The 25323-nt window shown below is 33.7% G+C and carries 26 protein-coding genes; 16 read left to right on the forward strand and 10 right to left on the reverse strand.

From position 1 onward, the window contains the following. Positions 1-52: 52 nt before the first annotated feature. From J8H85_RS00405 to J8H85_RS00420, 4 genes are all read right to left on the reverse strand, one after another. Entirely contained in the window at positions 53-742 is a 690-nt protein-coding gene (locus tag J8H85_RS00405; RefSeq protein ID WP_209651562.1) for an LOG family protein, read from the reverse strand. A gap of 43 nt (positions 743-785) precedes the next feature. Beyond that, positions 786-3635, reverse strand: a complete 2850-nt coding sequence (gene uvrA / locus J8H85_RS00410) for an excinuclease ABC subunit UvrA (protein ID WP_209651564.1) — start codon at positions 3633-3635, stop codon at positions 786-788. 220 nt (positions 3636-3855) lie between these two features. After that, positions 3856-4335, reverse strand: coding sequence for a septal ring lytic transglycosylase RlpA family protein (locus J8H85_RS00415; protein ID WP_209651566.1), 480 nt, complete (start codon positions 4333-4335; stop codon positions 3856-3858). A 147-nt stretch (positions 4336-4482) separates the two neighbouring features. Continuing rightward, a complete protein-coding gene (locus J8H85_RS00420; RefSeq protein WP_209651568.1) occupies positions 4483-4857 on the reverse strand; it encodes a hypothetical protein in 375 nt (124 codons plus the stop codon). A gap of 550 nt (positions 4858-5407) precedes the next feature. On the opposite strand from J8H85_RS00420, the gene J8H85_RS00425 reads away from it, so the two are divergent. Then, the gene (locus tag J8H85_RS00425) at positions 5408-5932 is read left to right on the forward strand and encodes a hypothetical protein (protein WP_209651570.1); all 525 of its coding nucleotides are present in this window, start codon (positions 5408-5410) and stop codon (positions 5930-5932) included. A 66-nt stretch (positions 5933-5998) separates the two neighbouring features. Here J8H85_RS00425 and J8H85_RS00430 read toward each other — a convergent pair whose 3' ends face one another. Together J8H85_RS00430 and J8H85_RS00435 are read right to left on the reverse strand one after the other, a co-directional pair. After that, positions 5999-6718, reverse strand: coding sequence for a hypothetical protein (locus J8H85_RS00430; RefSeq protein WP_209651572.1), 720 nt, complete (start codon positions 6716-6718; stop codon positions 5999-6001). A gap of 155 nt (positions 6719-6873) precedes the next feature. Then, positions 6874-7473: an acyl carrier protein phosphodiesterase gene (locus J8H85_RS00435; protein ID WP_209651573.1), complete on the reverse strand. Its 600-nt coding sequence runs from the start codon at positions 7471-7473 to the stop codon at positions 6874-6876. Between the two features lie 171 nt (positions 7474-7644). Between J8H85_RS00435 and glmM the strand changes: the two genes are divergently transcribed. Genes glmM through J8H85_RS00455 form a run of 4 tightly spaced genes read left to right on the forward strand, consistent with a single transcriptional unit; the run spans position 7645 to position 10786 of the window. Beyond that, positions 7645-9033, forward strand: coding sequence for a phosphoglucosamine mutase (gene glmM / locus J8H85_RS00440; protein WP_209651575.1), 1389 nt, complete (start codon positions 7645-7647; stop codon positions 9031-9033). 18 nt (positions 9034-9051) lie between these two features. Next, positions 9052-9576: a DUF3124 domain-containing protein gene (locus J8H85_RS00445; protein WP_209651577.1), complete on the forward strand. Its 525-nt coding sequence runs from the start codon at positions 9052-9054 to the stop codon at positions 9574-9576. Position 9577: 1 nt separating this feature from the next. After that, a complete protein-coding gene (locus J8H85_RS00450) occupies positions 9578-10195 on the forward strand; it encodes a MarC family protein (protein ID WP_209651579.1) in 618 nt (205 codons plus the stop codon). Between the two features lie 27 nt (positions 10196-10222). Then, on the forward strand, positions 10223-10786 hold the full coding sequence (locus tag J8H85_RS00455; RefSeq protein WP_209651581.1) for a DUF4256 domain-containing protein: 564 nt from the start codon (positions 10223-10225) through the stop codon (positions 10784-10786). Positions 10787-10794: 8 nt separating this feature from the next. Here J8H85_RS00455 and J8H85_RS00460 read toward each other — a convergent pair whose 3' ends face one another. Further along, complete coding sequence (locus J8H85_RS00460) at positions 10795-11673, reverse strand: lysophospholipid acyltransferase family protein (protein ID WP_209651583.1); 879 nt, start codon at positions 11671-11673, stop codon at positions 10795-10797. Positions 11674-11735: 62 nt separating this feature from the next. Between J8H85_RS00460 and J8H85_RS00465 the strand changes: the two genes are divergently transcribed. The 4 genes from J8H85_RS00465 (at position 11736) to cmk (ending at position 17059) form a co-directional block, all read left to right on the forward strand. Continuing rightward, positions 11736-12386, forward strand: a complete 651-nt coding sequence (locus J8H85_RS00465) for a rhomboid family intramembrane serine protease (RefSeq protein ID WP_209651585.1) — start codon at positions 11736-11738, stop codon at positions 12384-12386. 211 nt (positions 12387-12597) lie between these two features. Beyond that, positions 12598-15048 carry an endopeptidase La gene (gene lon, locus J8H85_RS00470; protein ID WP_209651586.1) on the forward strand — a complete coding sequence of 817 codons (2451 nt, stop codon included), beginning with the start codon at positions 12598-12600 and terminating at the stop codon, positions 15046-15048. 184 nt (positions 15049-15232) lie between these two features. Further along, positions 15233-16252: a type IX secretion system protein PorQ gene (gene porQ / locus J8H85_RS00475; RefSeq protein ID WP_209651588.1), complete on the forward strand. Its 1020-nt coding sequence runs from the start codon at positions 15233-15235 to the stop codon at positions 16250-16252. Between the two features lie 105 nt (positions 16253-16357). After that, on the forward strand, positions 16358-17059 hold the full coding sequence (gene cmk, locus J8H85_RS00480) for a (d)CMP kinase (RefSeq protein ID WP_209651590.1): 702 nt from the start codon (positions 16358-16360) through the stop codon (positions 17057-17059). A gap of 150 nt (positions 17060-17209) precedes the next feature. Here the strand turns inward: cmk and J8H85_RS00485 are convergent, their stop codons facing one another. Beyond that, positions 17210-17590, reverse strand: coding sequence for a LysM peptidoglycan-binding domain-containing protein (locus tag J8H85_RS00485; RefSeq protein WP_209651592.1), 381 nt, complete (start codon positions 17588-17590; stop codon positions 17210-17212). A gap of 345 nt (positions 17591-17935) precedes the next feature. On the opposite strand from J8H85_RS00485, the gene rpsA reads away from it, so the two are divergent. The 5 genes from rpsA to J8H85_RS00510 all read left to right on the forward strand — a co-directional run bounded on the left by rpsA (position 17936) and on the right by J8H85_RS00510 (position 22887). Further along, positions 17936-19786: a 30S ribosomal protein S1 gene (rpsA, locus tag J8H85_RS00490; RefSeq protein ID WP_209651593.1), complete on the forward strand. Its 1851-nt coding sequence runs from the start codon at positions 17936-17938 to the stop codon at positions 19784-19786. 182 nt (positions 19787-19968) lie between these two features. Next, a complete protein-coding gene (pyrR, locus tag J8H85_RS00495; protein WP_209651595.1) occupies positions 19969-20508 on the forward strand; it encodes a bifunctional pyr operon transcriptional regulator/uracil phosphoribosyltransferase PyrR in 540 nt (179 codons plus the stop codon). Positions 20509-20619: 111 nt separating this feature from the next. Continuing rightward, complete coding sequence (locus tag J8H85_RS00500; protein ID WP_209651597.1) at positions 20620-21549, forward strand: aspartate carbamoyltransferase catalytic subunit; 930 nt, start codon at positions 20620-20622, stop codon at positions 21547-21549. A gap of 3 nt (positions 21550-21552) precedes the next feature. Next, positions 21553-21885, forward strand: coding sequence for a ribonuclease Z (locus tag J8H85_RS00505; protein ID WP_209651599.1), 333 nt, complete (start codon positions 21553-21555; stop codon positions 21883-21885). A 96-nt stretch (positions 21886-21981) separates the two neighbouring features. Then, complete coding sequence (locus J8H85_RS00510) at positions 21982-22887, forward strand: ribonuclease Z (RefSeq protein ID WP_209651601.1); 906 nt, start codon at positions 21982-21984, stop codon at positions 22885-22887. On the opposite strand, the gene J8H85_RS00515 is transcribed toward J8H85_RS00510, so the two are convergent. Continuing rightward, on the reverse strand, positions 22877-23293 hold the full coding sequence (locus J8H85_RS00515) for a hypothetical protein (RefSeq protein ID WP_209651603.1): 417 nt from the start codon (positions 23291-23293) through the stop codon (positions 22877-22879). The genes J8H85_RS00510 and J8H85_RS00515 overlap by 11 nt on opposite strands. 146 nt (positions 23294-23439) lie before the next feature. Continuing rightward, positions 23440-23856 carry a hypothetical protein gene (locus J8H85_RS00520; RefSeq protein ID WP_209651605.1) on the reverse strand — a complete coding sequence of 139 codons (417 nt, stop codon included), beginning with the start codon at positions 23854-23856 and terminating at the stop codon, positions 23440-23442. Positions 23857-23943: 87 nt separating this feature from the next. Here J8H85_RS00520 and pdxH point away from each other — a divergent pair, with 87 nt between their 5' ends. Further along, the gene (gene pdxH / locus J8H85_RS00525; RefSeq protein ID WP_209651607.1) at positions 23944-24591 is read left to right on the forward strand and encodes a pyridoxamine 5'-phosphate oxidase; all 648 of its coding nucleotides are present in this window, start codon (positions 23944-23946) and stop codon (positions 24589-24591) included. Between the two features lie 160 nt (positions 24592-24751). Next, positions 24752-25246 (forward strand): CAP domain-containing protein, encoded by a 495-nt coding sequence (locus tag J8H85_RS00530; protein ID WP_209651609.1) that lies wholly within the window; start codon positions 24752-24754, stop codon positions 25244-25246. The last annotated feature ends 77 nt before the right edge of the window (positions 25247-25323 follow it).

A 25323-nucleotide genomic window follows, 5' to 3' on the forward strand; every position in this document is an offset into this window, starting at 1 on the left:
GGCGATGCAATATAATAAAATAAACCTGCAATTTTTTGTTTGCAGGGCTAAGTTAGAAATTAGGACTCAATCCAGACCCATTATAGAAAGAGTCTAGAATGGTAACTACTTCTTCTTCAGTATCAACAAGATGGATTAAATCTAAATCTTTGGCACTTATATTTCCAAAAGACTCTAAAAGCGTGGTTTTAATCCAATCTAAAAGTCCTTCCCAAAATTTGGTTCCTACTAAAATAATAGGGAATTTTTCAATTTTATGTGTTTGAATAAGCGTAATGGCTTCAAACAACTCATCTAAGGTACCAAAACCTCCGGGCATAACTACAAAGCCCTGTGAATACTTTACAAACATGACTTTACGAACAAAAAAGTAATCAAAATCCAAACTTTTATCAGAATCGATATAAGGGTTATCGTGTTGTTCGAAAGGTAAATCTATATTCAATCCTACCGAGGTTCCGCCACCTAAATGAGCACCTTTATTTCCCGCTTCCATAATACCAGGACCACCACCGGTAATAACACCATAACCAGCTTCTACAATACGTTTTGCAATTTTCTCTGCAAGAAGGTAGTATGCATCTTCTGGTTTCGTTCTTGCTGAACCGAATATGGATACACACGGACCAATTTTACTTAGCTTTTCATAACCATTAACAAATTCGCCCATGATTTTAAAAATAGCCCAAGAATCGTTTGTTTTAATCTCGTTCCATGCTTTACTATGTTTTTCTAATCTCATATTGTGTCTATTTGTTTATTCGTTTAAATTCAATTATCAATTATCAATTATCAATTATCAATGGAGCTAATTCCTTTTTAAGAAACTTAGCCGTATAGCTTTTTTTGTGGTTGGCCACTACTTCGGGAGTACCTTCAACAACTACTTGTCCGCCACCTCTTCCGCCTTCATAACCAATATCGATAATGTGGTCTACAGTTTTAATAACGTCCAAATTATGTTCAATAATTAATACCGTATTGCCCTTATCTGCCAGTTTATTAAGTACGATCATTAATACTCGAATATCTTCAAAATGCAAGCCGGTTGTGGGTTCATCAAGTATGTAAAACGTGTTTCCGGTATCGCGTTTACTTAATTCGGTTGCCAATTTAATGCGTTGTGCTTCACCACCAGAAAGCGTTGTGCTTTGTTGCCCTAAAGTGATGTATCCCAGACCAACATCTTTAATGGTTTTTAATTTATTGTGAATTTTTGGAATGTGCTCAAAGAAAGGAACCGCTTCGTTGATGGTCATATCCAACACATCGCTGATGCTTTTTCCTTTGTATCGAATTTCTAAAGTTTCGCGATTGAAACGTTTACCTTGGCAAGTTTCGCATTCCACATATACATCGGGTAGAAAATTCATTTCTATAACCCTTAAACCACCACCTTGGCAGGTTTCACAACGACCGCCTTTTACATTGAAACTGAAACGGCCTGCTTTGTAACCACGAATCATGGCTTCGGGGATTTTAGCAAACAAACTGCGAATTTCGTCAAACGTCTTCGTATATGTTGCAGGATTGCTTCGTGGTGTACGGCCAATGGGCGACTGGTTGATATCAATCACTTTATCAATATGTTCTAAACCGCTAATACTTTTATAGGGCATCGGTTTTTTAACGCCATTAAAGTAATGGGCGTTTAAAATGGGGTAGAGGGTTTCGTTAATTAAAGTCGATTTTCCACTACCAGAAACGCCCGTAACCCCAATCATTTTTCCTAAAGGAATTTTTACCGATACATTTTTTAGATTATTGCCCGTACAGCCTTTAAGCTCGATAAACTTCCCATTGCCTTCACGTCGTTTTTTAGGAATTTCAATTTGTTTGGTACCGTTTAAATAATCGGCCGTTAAAGTATGGTGTGTTAAAAGCTCTTTTGGGGTGCCAATGCTTATTATTTCTCCTCCATATTTCCCAGCTTTTGGTCCAATATCTATCACATAATCGGCACGCTCAATCATGTCTTTATCGTGTTCAACCACAATGACTGAGTTGCCAATATCACGAAGTGATACCAGTGAATTTATCAATTTTTCGTTATCGCGCTGATGCAAACCAATACTAGGCTCATCTAAAATATAAAGGACTCCAACCAATTGTGAGCCAATTTGGGTTGCCAATCGGATGCGTTGTGCTTCACCACCCGAAAGTGATTTTGAGCTTCGGTTTAACGATAAATAATCTAAGCCTACATCCAATAAAAATTGAAGTCTCGATTTTATTTCCTTTATTACTTCTTCAGCAATTTGTAATTGTTTTTCAGATAAATGATGGTGTAAATCGTTAAACCATTGGGTTAACTCCACAACATCGGCATTCGCTAATTCAGCAATGTTTTTGTTGTTTATCTTGAAGAAAAGTGATTCTTTTTTTAAACGAGACCCTTCGCATTCAGGACATTTTACTTTGTCCATATAATCTTTTGCCCATCGTTTTAAAGAAGTAGATTCGGCTGTTTTATATTGATTTTCAATAAAATTGGCGACACCTTCAAAATCTATTTTATAATCGCGGGTAACACCCAAAGTTTTGCTTTGTACCGAAAATTTTTCATTCCCTCCATACAAAATCATTTGTTTGGCTTCTTCAGGAATGTCTTTATAAGCATCGGTTAATTTGAAGTTGAAACGTTGTGCAATGGTTTCAAACTGTTTAAAAATCCAACTACTTTTTTCGGGGCCATGTGGTGCAAGGGCTCCCGCTTTTATAGAAATACTATCGTCTGGAACTATTTTCTTTTCGTTCACTTTATATAGTGTGCCAATACCGTTACAAGTATCACAAGCGCCTTTTGGTGAGTTGAAAGAGAAATTGTTGGGTTCAGGATTTGGATATGAAATGCCCGAAGTAGGACACATTAAACTTCTGCTAAAATAGCGGGTTTCATTGGTGTCTTGATCTAAAACCATCAATACATCATCACCATGATGCATGGCGGTATTTATGGTTTCTGTAAGGCGTTTATCGTTATCTGCTGAATCGTCAATAACCAATCTATCTATAACAATTTCAATATCGTGGGTTTTGTATCGGTCCAGCATCATGCCTTTTGTAAGGTCTTTTATCTCGCCATCCGTCCTCACTTTTACAAAACCTTGTTTTGCTATTTGTTCAAATAATTCGCGATAATGACCTTTACGTGAACGTATTATAGGAGCTAAAACATTAATGCGTTTCCCTTTAAAATCGCTAATAATGAGTTCTTTAATTTGGGCATCACTATAGCTTACCATTTTATCGCCCGTATTGTAACTGTATGCATCACTGGCTCGTGCGTATAAAAGACGGAGGAAATCGTAAATTTCTGTGATGGTACCCACCGTAGATCGTGGCGATTTGCTGGTTGTTTTTTGTTCGATGGCAATTACGGGACTTAAACCATCAATTTTGTCAACATCTGGACGTTCCAATCCACCTAAAAACTGACGTGCATACGCCGAAAACGTTTCAATATATCTACGTTGTCCTTCGGCATAAATAGTATCAAAAGCCAATGATGATTTTCCACTGCCAGATAAACCAGTAATAACTACAAGTTTTTCACGGGGAATAGAAACATCAATATTTTTAAGGTTATGGACTCTAGCTCCTTTAACTTCAATAAAATCGTCAAATTGGGTCATAAATTGGCAAAAGCGCAAAGTTACGATTTTAGTTGTTAAATTCTTGTGAAGATTTATTTCATCTTTAATTACTGTTTGTTATTCCAATGCTTATCCGTTATTAATCATAAATTACTTCAAAGTGAGGTCTCGACTGCGCTCGACCTGACACGGGAAGTTTTATTATGATTGTTTATAGATATTCAAATTATTTCAGAAGATAAAATGAAATAATAGAATTTTAATTCTCAAGCGGTTCTTCAAGCACTTCAAGATTTACAATTAAATAACCACGTAATTTAAACTTGGCAATTTCCATGAAGGCTTTTTTTGATAAATCAATTTCTCTGCCTTTTACAAAAGGTCCTCTGTCGTTTACCGTTACAATAACCGATTCGCCATTAACCGTATTGGTTACCTTCACTTTGGTGCCAAATTTTAGGGTTTTGTGTGCGGCTGTATATAGGTTATTATCAAACTTTTCACCACTCGCCGTTTTTCTTCCATTAAATTTATCGTGGTAATAAGAGGCATGTGCATTTTCAAGATATGGTATATATGCAGTTGATGTAGAATCTATAAATATTGAATCGCTTAAAATGGAATCTATTTGAACGATATTGTACGAAGCACTTTTTTCCGTTCTTGTATTTGAAGATTTAAAGCTGCTTAAAATAATAATAAGCCCTAAAAAACCTATAATTTGAGTCGTTAACTTCATATACTTCTTTTAATAATTCTTACAAGTAACGAAAGAATTGATTTTTAATTATACGCCTAAAACAACTTTTTAGACTTTTTACTTCAAAAAAAAAAGAAGCTATATCATTACGACATAGCTTCTAAATATGTATGCTTGAAAATCTTTTTACGGATTAACTTTAGACATTTCACCAGAAGATAATGCTTTTGAGTAGTTAGCTTCTACATGTTTTACAACCCCAAAAAATTTAGTGTTGTCTTCGTTTCCTAAAAGCACTTTAGTATGGCCACTTTCATGATTAACAACCTCTTTTATTACCACACGCTTTCCATGTACACTTTTGTAATTAGCAACATTTCCTTTTTTTACTATGATGTTTAATTGTGGAAAATCTATATGGTTATACTTAATATTTGATGTTGAATTGATAACTAAAACATCGCCAATTTTTGGGTCGTTTTGTTTTAATTCAAGCGGATGTGTGTTATTTGCAAAAGCAAAACCAGATACGAGTAATAGTAATAAATAAATTCTTTTCATAATTTAAAATTTTTAAAGATTATTAATGTTCGAAGACTAAAATAGTAACAGAAAAGTAATTTTTAATACCGTTTAGAATTGTTTAACTTTTTTAGAATTTTCAAATAAAAATGAACGACCCTAACTAAATATGGGTGTAAGAAATGGGAGAAGATATTTAATGGTTTTTTGCTATTCCTTTTTATGTACTCAGGTTAAAAAATAGATGATTTTTATAGCTTTTGCCCTTAAAAAACTAGGGGTATTTTCAAAGTGTAAATTATGCTTAATTAACAAAAAATTAACTTTTGTACAGTATTGCTTAAATCTCGATGTCTCCTCGAGCATTGCCGAAGACAAAACGTGTTTTGGTTGAAGGTAGCTCGCAAAGCGAATCGAGAAGTGTTTTTATTAACTCAAGTAATAAAGAGGTCTCAACTACGCTCGATCTGACATGGAAATTGAATTATAACTAGTTACTGACTATCAGTTTCTAATTTTTCAGAATTCAATTTAGGTTTTTGTGAAGTTTTAGTATCATTGTAAATAGAATTAACATAAAAATATCAATATGAAATTATTAGGAATAGGCTCTAGGATTAACCATGCTGAATACGGAAAAGGTGTTGTAACCAATGTAACATCGCAACATTATTGGGTAACTTTTATAGAAAACGGATTGGAAACCATTGATTTGGATAGTGATTTTGAAGTTATTGAAGCGGCTGATGGTGATGTGGATACCGTAAGTTTTTTTGATGTTGAAAGTAGCTTGGTGAACATTTTAAAGAAGTGGAGCGATGCTAGTGAAATTGTGCCCATTGCCGATAAATATAAAGGAGGAAAACTTATTTTAGAACCAGCAGATACCAATTTAAAGTCATACGAATTGCCAATTGATACTTTTTTTCATAAAATAACCATGGTGCGCGACCGCTTACGTGTTATGGAGCAACGCGTTAATGCCAGTGATTTGGATGAGCAAGGTAAAATAGATTTGCAACAATATATTACTAGAATTTACGGCAGTTTAACCAGTTTTAATATTCTGTTTAAATCGGATAGTCATCGTTTTGTTGGGCAGAAGGGGAGTTAATACTAAGTTTGCAGTCTCAGTTTCAGTTTTCAGTAAAAGATAGTGATTGTGACTGAGACTAAAAACTCATTCAGTTCCTTTGATATGGCTAATTTCCAACCCAAAAACTCCCATTTTATGGAATGTAGGTAATTGAGCGCCACTTTCTGTGGTGGTCCAATCGCTCCATGTAGCTGTTAAGCCATTAATAGGTAAAATATCAACCCACATTTGAAAACTTGTGGGTTTTCCGTTATTATCCAAATGCCATAAATACGAATCTCCTGGAGTTGTGCCACCAGAAGTGTAGGTTACTAAAAGTGCTTTTTTATTGTTTTCTAAGTTTACCAAACGGCGTTCAGCCCCTTTGTCAAATACTTTATAAGGTGCCACTAACCAAAACGAATCGTTGTTAAAGTATTTAACGGCTTTTTCAATAAGTTCTTTTGATAAATCGGCATCCATAACCCTAAAACTGTGTACAAATGCTTGGTTTTTCGATGCATCTTTTAAATCAAGACTTACCTTATAATCTTTCCAGTAAACATCACAGGTGTTTTTGTTTTTCTGCCATTTAAATAGGTGCCTTCGTTTAAAAGTCCATTCTAAATAGTCTGTATTTTCAAAAGCTTTGTAATTAAGTGCTTCCAACATTTTGTAAGCTAAAGCATCGGCTTCCTTTCCTGTAATACCTTCGGGTAAATCTTCGTTATACTTAAAATATAAAAAACAAAAAAGCAGTAAACTGGGCAGTGTTAAAAACACAAGAACTCCAGTGGTAATTTTTACTGTTTTTTTAGATATCATTTAAGAGTGTTCAGGTAATAAAAAACCTAAATTATTAATTACTAATATATTAATCAAAGAAAACTGTTGAAAACCGACAGCGGCATGGTCTATTCGATTATCTGTATCTAGGTTTGCAGTTTATCTTTAAAATTAGAATACTGTCGAGTTTGTTTTTACTCAAAATTTAACGAATACTCTTTTAGTCTTTCTTTTGAAAAGCTAATGAGTTCGTCAAAAAAGGAAGAAAACTCCGTTTCAAATTCATTGTAAAACAGTTCTAATTCTTTAACTGCTTCATCCATTCCAGAAACATTTTTGGTACGTCTATTCATACCTGCCAAAACTCTAGAAATTCCTTCTATGGAAGCATAGCTCAGCAACCAATTGTCGGTAAGCATATAGGGCATCATTTTTTGAATGCGTTGTGGTAAGATTTCAAAATTGTTTTCTAACGAATTATAAAACGTTTCAACATAATTTTTTAGAGGGATATCACTGTATGTGTCCCAGTTTTTTGCCAAAAAATGATCGTATAGAATATCTACTATAATACCTGAATAATGCCCGTATTTTTCGTGCAATCGTTTGGTACTTAGTCTAACGGTTGGGTGCGCATCAGTGAATGTGTCAATGTTTCGATGAAGCAAAATTCCAATTTGAATGTCTTTCGGATAATTTTTATACGATTTGCCTTTAATACCATCTGCAATAAAATTTCCAATGGTAATCAAATCGTTATCTCCAGACAGGTAAATGTGCGCTAAATAATTCATTTGTGAAATTTACGAATTACGAATTTAGAATTGCAACTTTGAAATCGTAATTAATAATATTTTAAAAAATTGAACACTAAATTATTATAAAGCGATACCATATGACTATAAAAAAACAATAAAATATACATTTGAAGTGGTATATTTGTTCAATAATTTGAAAAAAACTTTATGACACTTATAAAATCAATTTCAGGAATTAGAGGAACTATTGGCGGAAACGTGGCTGATAATTTAACACCTATTGATGCTGTAAAATTTGCTGCAGCTTATGGTGTGTGGTTAAAACAACAACGCCAAAAGGATACTTACAAAGTTGTGGTTGGTAGAGATGCACGTATTTCCGGAGCCATGATTCAAAATTTAGTAATGAATACATTGGTTGGTTTAGGTATTAATGTAGTTGATTTAGGCTTGTCTACAACACCTACCGTTGAAATGGCTGTACCTATGGAACATGCCGATGGTGGTATTATTTTAACAGCAAGCCACAACCCCAAACAATGGAATGCATTAAAGTTATTGAATGAAAAAGGTGAGTTTTTAGATGCTGTTGAAGGTGCTAAAATATTAGATATTGCAGAAAGTGATAACATGAGTTTTGCCGATGTAGATAGTTTGGGTAAAATCACAAAAAACAAAGCATATATAGATTTACATATTATAGAAGTTTTAGATTTGCCTTTGGTAACCGTTCCTGCCATTGAGGAAGCCCGTTTTAAAGTGGTGGTAGATGGCGTAAATTCTACCGGAGGTATTGCTGTTCCTTTACTTTTAGAGCGTTTAGGGGTTGAAGTTGTAAAGCTATATTGTGAACCAAACGGTCAGTTTCCGCACAATCCAGAGCCTTTAAAAGAACATTTAACCGATTTGTCTGAAGCTGTAAAAAAACACAATGCCGATTTTGGTATTGTTGTAGATCCAGATGTAGACCGTTTAGCGTTCATGGATGAAAACGGCGACATGTTTGGTGAGGAATATACTTTGGTTGCTTGTGCCGATTATGTACTAAGCAAAACCCCAGGAAACACCGTAAGCAATATGAGTTCTACCAGAGCATTGCGTGATGTAACCGAAAAACATGGCGGTATGTACGAAGCCAGTGCAGTAGGTGAAGTGAATGTGGTAAAATTAATGAAGAAAAATAAAGTGGTTATTGGTGGTGAAGGTAACGGTGGTATTATTTATCCAGAATCCCATTATGGTCGTGATGCGCTAGTTGGCATCGCCTTATTTTTGAGTTTATTGGCAGAAAGAGGTATCTCTGTAAGCGAACTTAGAAAAAGCTACCCTAATTATTTTATGAGCAAAAAGAAAATTGAATTAACGCCTGGGTTAGATGTTGATGGTATTTTAAAGAAGATTGAAACCCGTTACCAAAACGAGCAATTAACCACTATTGATGGTGTTAAAATTGATTTTTCTGAAAGCTGGGTGCATTTACGCAAAAGCAATACCGAGCCTATTATTAGAATCTATACCGAAGCAAAATCGCAACAAGAAGCTGATGTCTTAGCCGATAAATTTATTGAAGAAATAGGCAGTATAGCTAAAGGCTAATTAAAAATAAGTATGAACATGAAATACATAAATACATATAATCTATGCACTTTAATAGTTATTTTGCTATTTAATTTTTCATGTCAAAAAGAAAAAGAAATAAGTTCGGTGCATCCTACAAACTGGAAACACCGAACCGTTAACCATCCTTTAAGCGATAGTTTGGAACAAGGTAAAACCTACCTATCTGTTTATTCTGAAATTTATAGTGAAACCGAACATCGGGTCCATAGTTTAACTGCTACCGTTAGTCTTCGCAACATCAATACAAACGACACGGTTTATATAGATAAAGCAACATACTATAATACCCATGGTGAAGCAATTAGAACCTATTTTAACAAAACAATTTTTATCGCTCCTATGGAAACTGTTGAAATTGTTATAGACGAGCTAGATAAAACAGGGGGCACCGGAGCTAATTTTTTATTTAATTGGAGAATTAAACCAGAATCAAACGCACCTTTTTTTGAAAGTGTTATGATTTCTACTTCGGGGCAACAAGGTATTTCATTTACAACACAAGGAAAAACTCTAAATTAATATGTTTGCTGCAATAGTTACTAAAATTTTATTCATGATTGCTGTCATTGACCCATTAGGGTCGGTACCAGTTTATTTAGAGGCAACAAAACATTTTGATTTAAAGTATAAAAGGAAGGTAGCCATAAGAGCATCAATTGTGGCTTTTTTAATTTTATTGTTTTTTATTCTAGTAGGTCAATTAATTTTGGAAGGCATGCAAGTATCTTTAGATGCTTTTCAAATTTCTGGCGGTGTGATACTATTCTTGTTTGCCTTAACCATGATTTTTGGCGAAGGGAAGCCAGAATCAGAAAAACATTCCATTAAAGATTATAAACACGTTACCATTTTCCCTGTTGCCATTCCATCCATTGCGTCACCTGGAGCTATTATGGCAGTGGTGCTTATGACGGATAATCATTTATATACTATTGAAGAACAGTTTATAACCATACTGTTGGTACTATTTGTTGTGGTATTAACCATGCTTTTACTACTGGCTGCTAATGGTGTTCAAAAAAGGGTAGGTGAGTATGGAATTACGGTAATTAGTAAAATAATGGGACTTATACTTGCATCTTACGCAGTACAAAGTATTCTTAGTGGTTTACGTGATTTTTTTGTAATCTTAAAATAGCTTATCTAAATTCAATATTTTATAGCTATGAATACCAAAAAACTATTGTCACCAGAACAACAAGAGGCGCTAATCAAAACTCTAAAAGTTCGTTTTGAAAAAAACACCAAACGTCATTTAGGTATAGATTGGTCTCAGGTAGAATTGAAGTTACGCACTAATGAAGAAAAACTTTGGTCTTTAAACGAAATGGAAGTATCAGGTGGTGAACCCGATGTGGTTGCGTATGATAAAAATACAGATGAATTCATTTTTTATGATTGTTCTGATGAAAGCCCTAAAGGACGTAGAAGTTTTTGTTACGACCGTGAAGCTTTAGATGCCAGAAAAGAGCACAAGCCAAAAAATAGCGCGATTGATATGGCTAAAGCAATGGGAATAGAACTGCTAACAGAAAATCAATATAGGGAATTACAACAACTTGGTGATTTCGATTTGAAAACCTCCAGTTGGCTAAAAACCCCCGATGATATAAGAAAACTTGATGGTGCTATTTTTGGTGATAAACGCTATAACAACGTTTTTGTATATCATAATGGTGTACAATCGTACTATGCTGCCAGAGGGTTTCGTGGGATGTTAAAAGTTTGAAATTTATTTTACGTGGTCTCCCTGTTATGTTTCCAACGCTTGTGTGTCCAAAAGTAATATTCTGGGGCTTCGTAAATTTGTTTTTCTACTTCACGTAAAAATAAATCTGTCAATTCATAATCTTTGAAATCTTTTGGATTTTCAGAAAGCGTTATAATTTCAGCTTCATAATGTCCACGCTTTACTTTGTTCACTTTTAAATAGGCAATGGTTAAATCTAATTTTTTTGCCAATCGTTCAGCACCCGTAAAGCATGGCGTTTCAATACCCATAAAGGTACCCCAATACACTTCTTTCGTAAGTCTTGGGGATTGATCGCTTAAAAAAGCGGTAATGCTTTTATTGCCTTCAATTTCATTTTGGTTAATCACGCTAATGGTTTCTTTGGTACTGATTAACTGTGTGTTGTATTTAGACCTAATATCGCGCACTAATTTGTCAAAGTACTTATTGGCCAGTTTTTTATAAACCCCAAAACCTTTAAAGTTGATGTAATTTTGTAACACCACAGACCATTCCCAACTTGCATAATGCCCATACATCAATAACACGCTTTTATTTAAAGATTCCAAACGTTGAAATTCTTCAGGATTCAAAACTTTAAAACGCTTTTTTAGTTCTTTTTCAGAAATGGTCATGGTTTTTGCCATTTCTAAAAACATATCACATAAATGCTTATAGAATTTTTTTTGAATGAGCTTTAATTCTTTTTCAGTTTTATTAGGCAACACAAGTTTTAAATTACTGTAAACTACCTTTTTGCGGTACCCAATTATATAATAAAGCAATAGGGATAAACCATCTGAAATTAAGTAAAGCAATCTAAACGGAAGTATGGAAACCATCCATAAAAGTGGATAAACAAGAATATATGCTAAAAGTTGCATGAATTAATTTTAGATTTGTAGCAGCAAATATATGTTAATTTGAAATTAAACGATTACACTTCATGGGCAATTTAGATTTAATAACCATCATTATTATTGCAGCAAGTATTATTATATCCTATAAGGGATTTGGCGATTATGCTTTTTTTGATACCTATAAATTCCATATTGGTGGAGTTCAAAGGGGCGAAAAAATACGCATGTTTAGTTCTGGTTTTTTACATGTAGACACACAGCATTTGTTGTTTAATATGTTAACCTTGTACTTTTTTGCAGGCACGGTAATTAATTATGTAGCGCCCTTAGGTTTTATCATAATTTACGTGGTTAGTTTGCTTGCAGGAAGTTTGCTGTCACTCTATTTCCATAAAAACGAATATCATTACAGTGCCGTTGGCGCAAGTGGAGCTGTAACAGGAATTTTATATGCTGCCATTTTGTTACAACCCGGTATGAAACTTATGATATTTTTTATACCCATCCCCATTCCTGCATATTTATTTGGTATTGCCTATTTGTTGTATTCCATTTATGGGATGAAAAACCGAATAGGAAACATTGGTCATGATGCACATTTTGGTGGTGCCATAGGTGGTTTTGTAGCTACATTAATTTTAGCACCAAATTTATTTCAAACCAATTTACTTATGATTGGTTTATTATTAATCCCCATTGTTTTATTGTTTATTTTGAAGAAAGCGGGGAAAATTTAGATTCTTTTGAAGTTAAAGACAATAGAGTCTAGCGTTCTAAAGGTCTAAATTTCTAAAAATCTAATTATTGGCACAGCTATTGAATTTATATATAGAATGAATAGGATATAATTATTTTAAATTATTGATATTCAAAACAATATTATTTTTTGTAAATTATTAAAAATTAAGGATTCAATAGTTTTTATGACATATTGACCTAAATACATATATGAAAAAATCTAATTTTATATCTCTAGACAGTTTGTCATTACAGGATTTTGATGAGAATTCAGAATTAATCCCGTTAATGACACCTGAAGACGAAGAAGAAATAAACAATGAAAAATTACCCGAAACACTGCCTATTTTGTCTTTGCGCAATACGGTATTGTTTCCAGGGGTGGTTATTCCTATTACTGCCGGTCGCGATAAATCCATCCGATTGATTAACGATGCGAATAAAGGGAGTAAAGTTATTGGGGTGGTGGCTCAAAAAGATGAATCTGTTGAAAATCCTTCAGCAAAAGAAATTCACGAAATAGGTACAGTTGCCAAAATTTTACGTGTTTTAAAAATGCCCGATGGTAACGTAACGGTTATCATTCAAGGTAAAAAACGTTTTAAAGTGGCAGAAGTTCTTACAGAAGAACCTTACATGAATGCCACTGTTAGGGAAATACCAGAGGCACGACCTGCGCAAAAAAATAAAGAGTTTATCGCGATCATTGAGTCCATTAAAGATTTGGCTCTTAATATCATCAAGGAGAGCCCAAACATTCCAAGTGAGGCCTCTTTCGCTATTAAAAATATAGAAAGCGATTCGTTTTTAATCAATTTTGTGTCGTCTAACATGAATTTGACAGTGGCTGAAAAACAGGCACTTTTAGAAATTGATGACCTAAAAAAACGTGCGCTTTCAACACTTAAGTTTATGAATGTTGAATTTCAAAAATTGGAATTAAAAAACGATATTCAGTCTAAAGTGCAGATGGATATGAGCCAGCAACAACGTGAATATTTCTTGCATCAACAAATGAAAACCATTCAAGAAGAATTGGGTGGCGTAAATCATGAAGAAGAAATTGATGAAATGCGCTTACGTGCCGAGGAAAAATTATGGGATGAAAAAGTGGCAAAGCATTTTGAAAAAGAACTGTCCAAAATGCAACGCATGAATCCGCAAGTGGCTGAATATTCCATTCAACGCAATTATTTAGAGCTGTTTTTAGATTTGCCTTGGAACGAGTTCAGCAAAGATAAATTCGATTTAAAACGCGCCATGAAAATTCTAGACCGCGACCATTTTGGTTTGGAAGACGTAAAGCGCCGTATTATTGAATATCTAGCGGTTTTAAAACTGCGTAACGATATGAAATCGCCTATTTTGTGTTTGTACGGACCTCCAGGAGTTGGTAAAACATCTTTAGGAAAATCTATTGCCGAGGCTTTGGGTAGACAATATGTGCGTATTTCATTGGGTGGTTTACGAGATGAAGCTGAAATTCGTGGCCATAGAAAAACCTATATTGGTGCGATGCCTGGGCGTATCATTCAAAGTTTGAAAAAGGCAGGAACATCCAATCCCGTTTTTGTTTTAGATGAAATTGATAAACTTTCAAATTCAAACCAAGGCGACCCATCTTCTGCCATGTTGGAAGTATTGGACCCAGAACAAAACAGCGAGTTTTACGATAACTTTTTAGAAATGGGTTACGACCTTTCCAAAGTAATGTTTATAGCCACTTCAAATAGTTTGTCAACCATTCAACCGGCATTGAGAGACCGTATGGAAATTATCAATGTAACGGGTTATACTATTGAAGAAAAGGTAGAAATTGCAAAACGTCACTTGCTTCCAAAGCAATTAAAAGAACATGGTTTAACCGAGAAAAACCTTAAAATAGGTAAGGCACAATTAGAAAAAATTGTTGAAGGTTATACCCGTGAATCCGGTGTGCGTGGATTGGAAAAGCAAATCGCAAAAATGGTGCGTTACGCTGCCAAAAATATTGCGATGGAAGAAGATTACAACATTAAAGTAACCAATGAAGATATTATTGAAGTATTGGGTGGCCCTAAAATGGAACGCGATAAATACGAAAACAATAATGTGGCTGGTGTGGTTACAGGCTTAGCTTGGACCAGTGTTGGTGGCGATATTTTGTTCATTGAATCCATATTATCAAAAGGAAAAGGCACATTGAGTATTACGGGTAATTTAGGTACGGTTATGAAAGAATCGGCTACTATTGCTATGGAATACATCAAATCAAATGCTGATGAATTTGGAATTAATTCAGAAGTTTTTGAAAAATACAACGTACATATTCACGTGCCAGAAGGTGCAACTCCTAAAGATGGCCCAAGTGCAGGTGTAACCATGTTAACATCGTTGGTGTCATTATTCACGCAAAGAAAAGTGAAGAAAAGTTTAGCCATGACAGGAGAGATTACACTTCGTGGAAAGGTACTTCCTGTGGGTGGTATTAAAGAAAAAATTCTGGCAGCAAAACGTGCTCGAATTAAAGAAATTTTATTGTGTGAAGAAAACCGTCGTGATATTGAAGAAATAAAACCCGATTACTTAAAGGGGCTTACGTTCCATTACGTTACCGATATGAGTGATGTTATAAAAATAGCGCTCACAAATCAAAAGGTTACAAACGCAAAAACGTTATAGAATCTTGGATATAATAGGTCTGTTCGAGCGCAGTCGAGAACTCTTATGGTGTAGTGAACCTTAAAAACATCTCGACTGCGCTCGATGTGACTTGGTAAATCTGTCTTGTCTCTTTTTACTTCATTTAAAATAAAAGATACATGCTACCGTTTTAAGATAGATTTACTTACTTTGCGATGTAAATATGCTAAAAAAAATTATCACGCTTTTTTGTTTGCTTCTTACAGTCTTAACCTATGCGCAGGTAGGAGGTGAGTCTACGTATCAATTTTTGAATTTGGTATCGTCGCCACGTCAGGCAGCTCTTGGAGGTAAAGTACTTACCATTGTAGATTATGATGTAACACAAGGACTTTACAATCCAGCAACTATAAACGTTGATATGGACAAGCAATTGGCATTAAATTACATCAGCTATTTAGGAGGTATCAGTTATGGTACGGCGGCGTATGCTTACACTGTAGATAGACGCACACAAACTTTTCATGCAGGTATTACTTATATAAATTACGGTTCGTTTGATGGTTACGATGAAGATGGTAATTCTACAGGAACATTTTCAGGAAACGAAACCGCCTTGTCATTTGGGTATGCAACTCAAATTGGGTACTCCGATTTTTATTTAGGTGCCAATGCAAAACTGATTACTTCTAAGTTAGAACAATACAGCTCTTTTGGCGCTGCGGTTGATGTTGGTTTGTTGTACATTAATGAAGATATCGATTTTCATGCCGCTTTAGCTGTTAGGAATTTTGGAACACAAATTACCACCTATGCAGGTTTAAATGAAAAACTCCCTTTTGAAGTCGATTTTGGTATGTCGCAAAGTTTAGAAAATGTACCCCTTCGTTGGCATCTTACTCTAGAAAATTTGCAGGAATGGCCTATAGCACGTCCAAATCCAGCAAGAACAACAAGCGATTTAAGTGGCAACCAAACCGATGAAAAAATTGGTTTTTTGGGTCAAGTAATGCGACACACTATTGTTGGTGCTGAAATTTTTCCTGAAGGCGGATTTAACATTCGTATTGGCTATAATTTTAGACGTGCCGAAGAATTACGAATTGTAGACCAACGAAATTTTTCAGGCTTATCCGCTGGTTTTTCAATAAAAATGAACAAAATGCGCTTTAGTTACACTCATGCCAAATATACAAGTGCTGCCAATTCAAACTTTTTTGGTTTACAGATAGATTTGCAATAGAAGTTTGTAAAGTTTGCATGTTGAAATTTTATAAAGAAAATTCAATTAAAAAAAACAGCAACTTTTTACTTTATAACTTTTAACTTTACCACCAACAAAATTTCAATGAAAAACATCACAATCGCTATAGACGGGTTTTCGTCCACAGGAAAAAGTACGGTCGCCAAACAAATTGCCAAACATTTGGGTTATGTATATGTAGATTCTGGAGCGATGTACCGTGCGGTTACTTTTTATGCCATGCAACATGGTTTTATAAATAATAATCATTTTGATGTTGAAGGTTTGGTTGCTAGTTTAAAAGCAATCACAATCAGTTTTAAATTCAATAAAGATGTCGGGTTTGCCGAAGTGTACTTAAACGGTACTAACATAGAAAACGATATCCGCACATTAGAAGTGTCCAGTTTTGTTAGTAAAGTTGCCGAAATATCCGAAGTACGCCAAAAACTGGTAGAACAACAGCAGCAATTGGGGAAAAATGGCGGCGTGGTTATGGATGGGCGCGATATAGGCACCGTAGTATTCCCTGATGCCGAACTTAAATTGTTTATGACTGCTTCAGCCGAAACAAGGGCAGAAAGACGTTATGCTGAATTAATTGAAAGAGGTGAAACCGTTACTTATGAAGCGGTGCTTAAAAATGTTCAAGAGCGGGATTATACAGATTCCAACAGAGAAGATTCACCCCTAACAAAAGCCAAAGACGCTATTCAAATAGATAATTCCAATATGAGTTTGCAAGAACAATTCAATAACATTTTGCAGCTAGCGAAACGAACTTTAGAAAATTCAGAAAAACTTTAAAATTTAAAGCCTAAATCACTTTCTTACTATTTTAACTTAGAAACTTTGAATCTCAGTAACTTTGAATCTCAGTAACTTTGAAACTTCAAAAAAAAACGAACCTTCATATAAATAAAGATTCGTCTTTCTTAAATATTTTTAGTGAATTTCCTAGATATTAGGAATTACCAATTCCTGTCCTGGATGAATTAAATCTGGATTCTTCAAAATATTGGTGTTTGCTTGAAAAATAGCATTGTATTTTGATGCATTGTCATAATACTGTTTTGCAATTTTACCTAAAGTTTCTCCACTTTTTACGGTATGTCTTGCGTAAACGCTTTCATCAGCAACGTTAATATTTGCTTTAATATCGCTTGGGTTTTCACCACCAATTTCTTTTATTTTGTCCCAAAGTAGGTTTTTTTCATAAGGTGTATTTGCCGCTCCTTTTACTTTTAAAACGCCATTTTCTTCAGTTACATCACCGTTTTGAATGTTTAGTTTTTCTCCTAAGTCTAAAACCGCTTGGTATTTTGCTTTTACTGCCATAATTATAAATGATTTAATAGTTTATTCTCTTTAAATATACTGAATTATTCAGCTATATTTTATTAATTTAAAGTTAACTTTTTGTCTTTGTTATTATGACACGAAAAAGAGCTGGAAGTCACAATTAATTTTGTTCACTCATTTTTAGGTAATTACCTTAATAATATGTATTTTTGCACTCCTTTTAGCGAATTTACGGAAAGATAAGAGGAACTGAAAACGAAAATTAATAACACTTCTGTGTGTTAATCGCTTAAAATCTTCCGAAACATACAGAATACAAAATGTAGTTTAATGGGCTATTTAAAACTAAAAACCTTATTGAATTACTTAATTATATTTTAAATGGCTGAAAAAGCAAATCAAGCTGAAGTTGAAGCAACTAACGCTCCAACAGTAGAAGCTCCAGTAGTATCTGAAGCTAAAGCAAACCCTGAAAAATTCTTAGCAAACTTTAACTGGCACAATTACCAAGAAGGTATTGATGAAGTTGATGAAAAGCAATTACAAGAATTTGAAAAATTAGTAGCTGAGAATTTCGTTGACACTTTAAACGATGAAGTTGTTGAAGGTACCGTAGTACACATTTCTGATAGAGATGCTATTATTGATATCAACGCTAAATCTGAAGGTGTTATTTCTTTAAACGAATTCCGTTACAACCCAAACTTAGCAGTTGGTGACAAAGTAGAAGTATTAATTGATGTTCGTGAAGATGCAACTGGACAATTAGTATTATCTCACAGAAAAGCTCGTGTAATCAAAGCATGGGACAGAGTTATTAAAGCTAACGAAACTGGTGAAATCGTTAATGGTTTTGTTAAATGTAGAACTAAAGGTGGTATGATTGTAGATGTATTCGGTATCGAAGCATTCTTACCAGGTTCTCAAATTGATGTGAAACCAATTAGAGATTACGATCAGTACGTAAATAAAACTATGGAATTCAAAGTTGTTAAAATCAACCACGAATTCAAAAACGTAGTAGTATCTCATAAAGCGCTTATTGAAGCTGATATCGAGGTTCAGAAAAAAGAAATTATTGGTCAATTAGAAAAAGGTCAAGTATTAGAAGGTATCGTTAAAAACATTACTTCTTACGGTGTGTTCATCGATCTTGGTGGTGTAGATGGTTTAATCCACATTACCGATTTATCTTGGTCTCGTATCAATCATCCAAACGAGATTGTAGAATTAGATCAAAAACTTAACGTGGTAATCCTTGATTTTGATGAAAACAAATCAAGAATCCAATTAGGCCTTAAACAATTATCTAAACACCCATGGGAAGCATTAGCTGATACTGTAGCTGTTGGAGACAAAGTAAAAGGTAAAGTAGTTGTTATTGCAGATTACGGTGCATTTATTGAAGTTGCTGATGGTGTAGAAGGATTAATCCACGTTTCTGAAATGTCTTGGTCTACACACTTACGTTCGGCTCAAGATTTCGTAAATGTTGGTGATGAAGTAGAAGCGGTTATCTTAACTTTAGATAGAGAAGAGCGTAAAATGTCTTTAGGTATCAAACAATTAACATCTGATCCTTGGACTGATATTACTGCTAAATACCCATTAGGTTCTAAGCACACAGGTATCGTTCGTAACTTTACAAACTTTGGTGTTTTTGTTGAATTAGAAGAAGGTATCGACGGATTAATTTACATCTCAGATTTATCTTGGACTAAGAAAATCAAGCACCCATCTGAATTCTGTGCAGCTGGAGATAAATTAGAAGTTATCGTACTTGAGTTAGATGTTGAAGGACGTAAATTATCTTTAGGTCACAAACAAACAACTGTAAATCCTTGGGATGCTTACGAAACTGATTTCGCTTTAGAAACTGTTCACAAGGGTGAAATTTCTGAAATCGTTGATAAAGGAGCTACTGTAGAATTTAACGAAGATATCGTAGCATTCATTCCAACACGTCACCTTGAAAAAGAAGACGGAAGTAAACTTAAAAAAGGCGATACTGCCGAATTTAAGATTATTGAATTCAATAAAGAGTTTAAACGTGTAGTTGCATCTCACACTGCTATTTTTAAAGCAGAAGAAATTGCTAACGTTAAAGCTGCTGCTAAGAAAATAGAAGCACAAGCTGCTGAGGCAAAACCAACTTTAGGTGATGCTAACGAAGCTTTACAAGCTCTTAAAGATAAAATGGACGGAAAAGCTGCAAAAAAAGCTAAGAAGTAATTTACTTTAACTAAAGTAAAACCATTTATAAACCAAAAGCCTTCAAGAAATTGAAGGCTTTTTTTATGTTCAATATTTTTAGATCTGTTAGGTTTTTAAAACCTGAAAGGTCTTTTTATAAAAATAGCCTAAGTTTTTAAATTTTACATTACATTTGTATTCCGAATACGTTTGGATAATCTATGAGTCAAAAAGTTTTACTTAACGAAAAAGAGGTAAACATCATTCTTCACCGATTGGCTTGTCAACTTATTGAAAAACATAACGACTTCTCAAACACCGTTCTTATTGGTTTACAGCCTCGTGGCGTGTTTTTAGCCGATAGAATCGCTAAAATTTTACGAGAAGATTATAAAGTTAAAAACATTCAATTAGGGCATTTAGACATTACTTTTTTTAGGGATGATTTTCGAAGAGGCGAAAAGCCTTTAGAAGCAAATACCACCAAAATTAATTTTTTAGTTGAAGATAAAGATGTTGTTTTTATAGACGATGTTTTGCATACAGGCAGAAGCATACGCGCCGCTTTAACCGCTATACAATCGTTTGGAAGACCCAACGAAATTGAGCTTTTAACACTTATAGACAGGCGTTTTAGCAGGCATTTGCCCATTCAGCCCAACTATAGAGGTAGGCAGGTAGATGTTATAAACAACGAAAAAGTAAAAGTAAACTGGAAAGAGCATGATAATGAAGATTCAGTTTACTTAATAGAAAAATAGAGTCAATTAAGAATTGACAATTAAAAATTAACAATTATAAGGTTTCAGTTTAAACAACTCTTTAGCAACTTTAAACTTTAAACTTTAAACTTTAAACTTTAAACTTAAAAAATGAGCGAATTAAGTGTAAATCACTTATTAGGAATCAAATATCTAAACAAACAAGATATTCAACTTATTTTTGAAACTGCCGATCATTTTAAAGAAGTGATTAACAGGCCTATTAAAAAAGTGCCTTCGCTAAGAGATATTACCATTGCTAATCTGTTTTTCGAAAATTCAACCAGAACGAAGTTGTCTTTTGAACTGGCTGAAAAACGTCTATCTGCCGATGTGCTTAATTTTTCATCATCACAATCTTCAGTAAAAAAAGGAGAAACCTTAATAGATACTGTAAATAACATCTTATCTATGAAAGTAGATATGGTCGTGATGAGGCATCCAAACCCAGGCGCAGGTGTCTTCTTATCAAAACACGTAAAAGCAAGCATTATAAATGCAGGTGATGGCGCACATGAACACCCTACGCAAGCTTTATTGGATTCCTATTCCATTAGGGAACGATTAGGTGGTGTTCAAGGGAAAAAAGTCGTTATTGTGGGCGATATTTTACACAGCAGAGTAGCGCTTTCAAACATATTTGCCTTACAGCTTCAAGGTGCTGAAGTTATGGTTTGCGGACCAAAAACATTATTACCTAAGTATATAAATGAACTTGGAGTAAAAGTTGAAACCGATTTACGTAAGGCATTGAATTGGTGTGATGTAGCAAATATGCTTCGTGTACAAAACGAACGCATGGATATAAGCTATTTTCCATCAACAAGAGAATATACACAACAGTTTGGAGTTAATAAAGAATTGTTAGATTCTTTAGACAAAGAAATTACCATTATGCATCCAGGACCCATCAACAGAGGGGTTGAAATTACAAGTGATGTGGCCGATTCTAAACAAGCCATTATTTTAGATCAGGTACAAAATGGGGTTGCCATTAGGATGGCAGTTATTTATTTGTTAGCTTCAAAAATAAAACAATAAATTATGATTATAGATCAAGACGGAACCATTTCAATAATCACTCAAGAAAAAGCTACCATTGTTGAATTGGTAAAAAAAATAGAGGCGTTATACCCAAAGTTTAAAAACAATAACATTATTGTATCTCTATCTTCATTAAACAAAATAGAGTTGCAGGATATTGTTGAGTTTCTAGCACTTTCAAATAAACATAGAGCTACCAATCATTCGTTTGTAATTGTTTCAGATAAAATAGATTTAGACGTAGTTCCAGATGAAATAGTTGTTGTTCCAACCACCCAAGAAGCATACGATATTATTGAAATGGAAGAAATGGAACGCGATTTAGGGTTCTAAAAAATGTTTATGAGTTTATGAGAACGTTTATAAGTTTATATGCCAATCCATTAAACTATAAACACATAACCCAATAAACCTATAAACTAATATTAAATGAAATTAACCATATTAGGTTGTTACAGTGCTACACCAAGAGCTTTAAACAATACCACATCGCAAGTATTAGAAATAAACAATCACATGTTTTTAATAGATTGTGGTGAGGGTACTCAGGTGCAACTACGCAAGCATAAAATTAAATTCAACCGTATAAAGCACATTTTCATTTCGCATTTACATGGCGATCATTTTTTTGGATTGGTAGGTTTAATTTCAACATTCAGACTGTTAACCCGTGAAACCGATTTACATGTTTACGGCCCTAAAGGCATTAAAGAAGTGGTAACGCTTCAAATGAAACTTGCCGATTCTTGGACCAATTACAATCTTATTTTTCATGAATTAACTTCAGAAAACTCAGAACTTATCTTTGAAGACGAAGAAGTAGAAGTACATACCATTCCTTTAAACCATCGTATTTACACCAATGGATTCCTTTTTAAAGAGAAGGAAGGCCACCGTAAATTAGATATTAATTTGGTTGAAGAAGCCAATATTGATGTTGCTTATTATAGAAAGTTAGCTCAAGGTTTTGATGTTGTAAATGAAGATGGCATCCTCATTAAAAACAATACCGTAACCAAACCGGGATTAAAACCAAAAAGTTATGCTTTTTGTAGCGATACCTATTACAAAGAAGATATTGTACCTCTTATAAAAAACGTAGATGTTCTTTACCATGAATCTACTTTTTTAGATAAACATGAACATTTGGCACTTAAAACAAAGCATTCAACCGCAAAACAAGCTGCTTTAATAGCAAAACAAGCCAATGTGGAAACATTATTGCTTGGACATTATTCAACGCGTTATGATAGCTTAAATGCATTTAAAGACGAAGCGCAAAAAGTTTTTAATAATGTAGAATTGTGTGAAGACGGAAAAACATTTAATTTCTAATTTCATCAGAATTCAAAACCCATTGCACAGCCTCTTCTAAAGATTCGCAAAGTTTTACACTGTTTTTTAAAAATATTTTTTCTAAAGTAGCACTCATAAAACCTGCATCGTTATACCAAACAATGGCAGCCGCTTCAATAAAATCGTATTCTTTACTAAAAGTAACCCAAACAAAAGGATCTATAGAGTATGAATTTACTTTGTTGGATATAAAACCAATCTTTTTGGTATTGCCATAATGCTCAATAATCATGTTGGCTATTTTTTGGATGATGGACCAATCTACATGCAATTCGTGGTTCAATTCGGCCACCACAAAATCTTCACAAATAAAAAACTTACCAAATGAAAGTTGTATTTTTTTATGACTAAACTTTGATAGATTTTTAAATTCTTCAAATTTCATGTCAGAAATATACAACTTATTTTTTAAAACAAAAATGCGTTTAATGTTAAGCATATGTAAAGCAGAGCCTATAAAATAGCTTTGGTATGCTTGTAATAAGCTTTATAAAGGAGTTTTGATGTAATGTATTTTAAAAATGAGGAAATTTATTTATTATCAAGTTCTTTTAAATTTTGAATCCATTCAATTGCTTCAGATAAGGATAAACATCGTTTTATAGTAGTTTTAGCTATTCTCTTTTCTAGACTAGCATTTAAATAATTCATTTTATTATAAGCTACAATGGCTCCTGCAACTATTATGTTATATTTTTTTTGAACTTTATTCCAGGTTTGAGGGGTCATAGAATATGAATTCACTCTGTTTGATATATAGCCCAATTTAGCATCAGCACCATAAAATGCTACAACATAATCCATAGCTTCTTGAATCATTTTCCAATCGAAGTGTATCCCTTCATTTATTTCAGAAATAAAGAAAGTTTCAAAAAAATAGAAGTTACCAAAAGGCATTTCTAATTTGTAGTGTTTCAGTTTAAAAAACTCAGAATTTTCAAACCTCATATGTATGAATTAGGGATATACTAATTTATTAAGTTTAACAATACGATTATTAAAAAAAGGAAAATAAATTTTTGTTATTTTGTAATTATGGAACAAGACTTAAGTAATTACAGAAAATCATATGAAAAAAGTGAATTTCTACTAGAAGATGCACCAGAGAATCCTATAGAATTATTTCAAAAATGGTTCTATGAAGTTGATAAGTTTTTTGGTGAAGATGAAACCAATGCTATGACCATTAGTACCATTGGTTTAGATGGGTTTCCTAAAAGTAGGGTAGTACTTTTAAAACGATTTACCCACGAAGGATTTATTTTTTATACCAATTATAATAGTGAAAAAGGCAAGGCCATAGCACAAAACCCCAATGTGTGTTTGTCTTTTTTTTGGCATGGTGCCGAACGACAAATAATTATAAAAGGCAAAGCCGAAAAAATTGCTGAAAATTTAAGTGATGGGTATTTCGAATCGAGACCACGTGGTAGTCAATTAGGAGCTTTGGTTTCGCACCAAAGTGATGTTGTACCTAGTAGAGTTTACCTAGAGCAAAAACTTGCTGAATTAGAAAAGGAATTTGAAGGAAAAGAAATACCAAGACCAGAATATTGGGGAGGCTATATTATTAAGCCCGTTGAAATGGAGTTTTGGCAAGGGAGACCAAATAGATTGCATGATAGAATACGTTATCAATTACAACCAGATTATAATTGGTTAATAAATCGTTTATCTCCTTAAATCGCATTATGAATTATCATATGAAATTTTTAAAAACAGTATTTCATCGATGTATTACAATTAATACCGATGTATGGATTGTTTTTGGTCGATTTTAACATTTAATTAACGTTTACTTCAGAATAGGAGTTTAGTTTTACACAACCTAAATTACCTACTTATGAAGTTATTAACCAAACTGCCATTATTGGCACTGTTAGCTATATTTAGCTTTTCCTGTACCGAGGATAGTCTTGATGAGAAAGCAGATGCGATAGAATTAAACTTTACCGATCCTGAAACCAAAACCATTGAAGTAGAGATACTTGAACTTATTAATAACCATCGTGAATCTATGGGTTTGAACGTCCTATCTGATATGATAGTGGTTAAAAAAGTAGCATTTACCCATACCGATTATATGGTAGATAACAATCAAATATCCCATGCAAATTTTTACAAAAGAAGCGATTATTTAAAAGCAAATGCGGGAGCTATTAAAGTGTCTGAAAATGTGGCTTATGGTTATAGTTCTGCGGAATCTGTGGTTAAAGCTTGGTTAAAAAGCGAAGGACACCGTGCAAACATTGAAGGTGATTTTACAAGTTTTGATTTGGCAGCAGAACAAAATAGCGAAGGAAAATGGTTCTATACCAACATTTTTATAAAAAAATAATTTAATTTATATTTTAATAAGCATGTAAATTATAACCGTAAATAAGACTATTTTAAAGTTAATATAGTAACTTGAAT

Source organism: Mariniflexile gromovii (assembly GCF_017814435.1).
Taxonomy (GTDB): Bacteria; Bacteroidota; Bacteroidia; order Flavobacteriales; family Flavobacteriaceae; genus Mariniflexile; species Mariniflexile gromovii.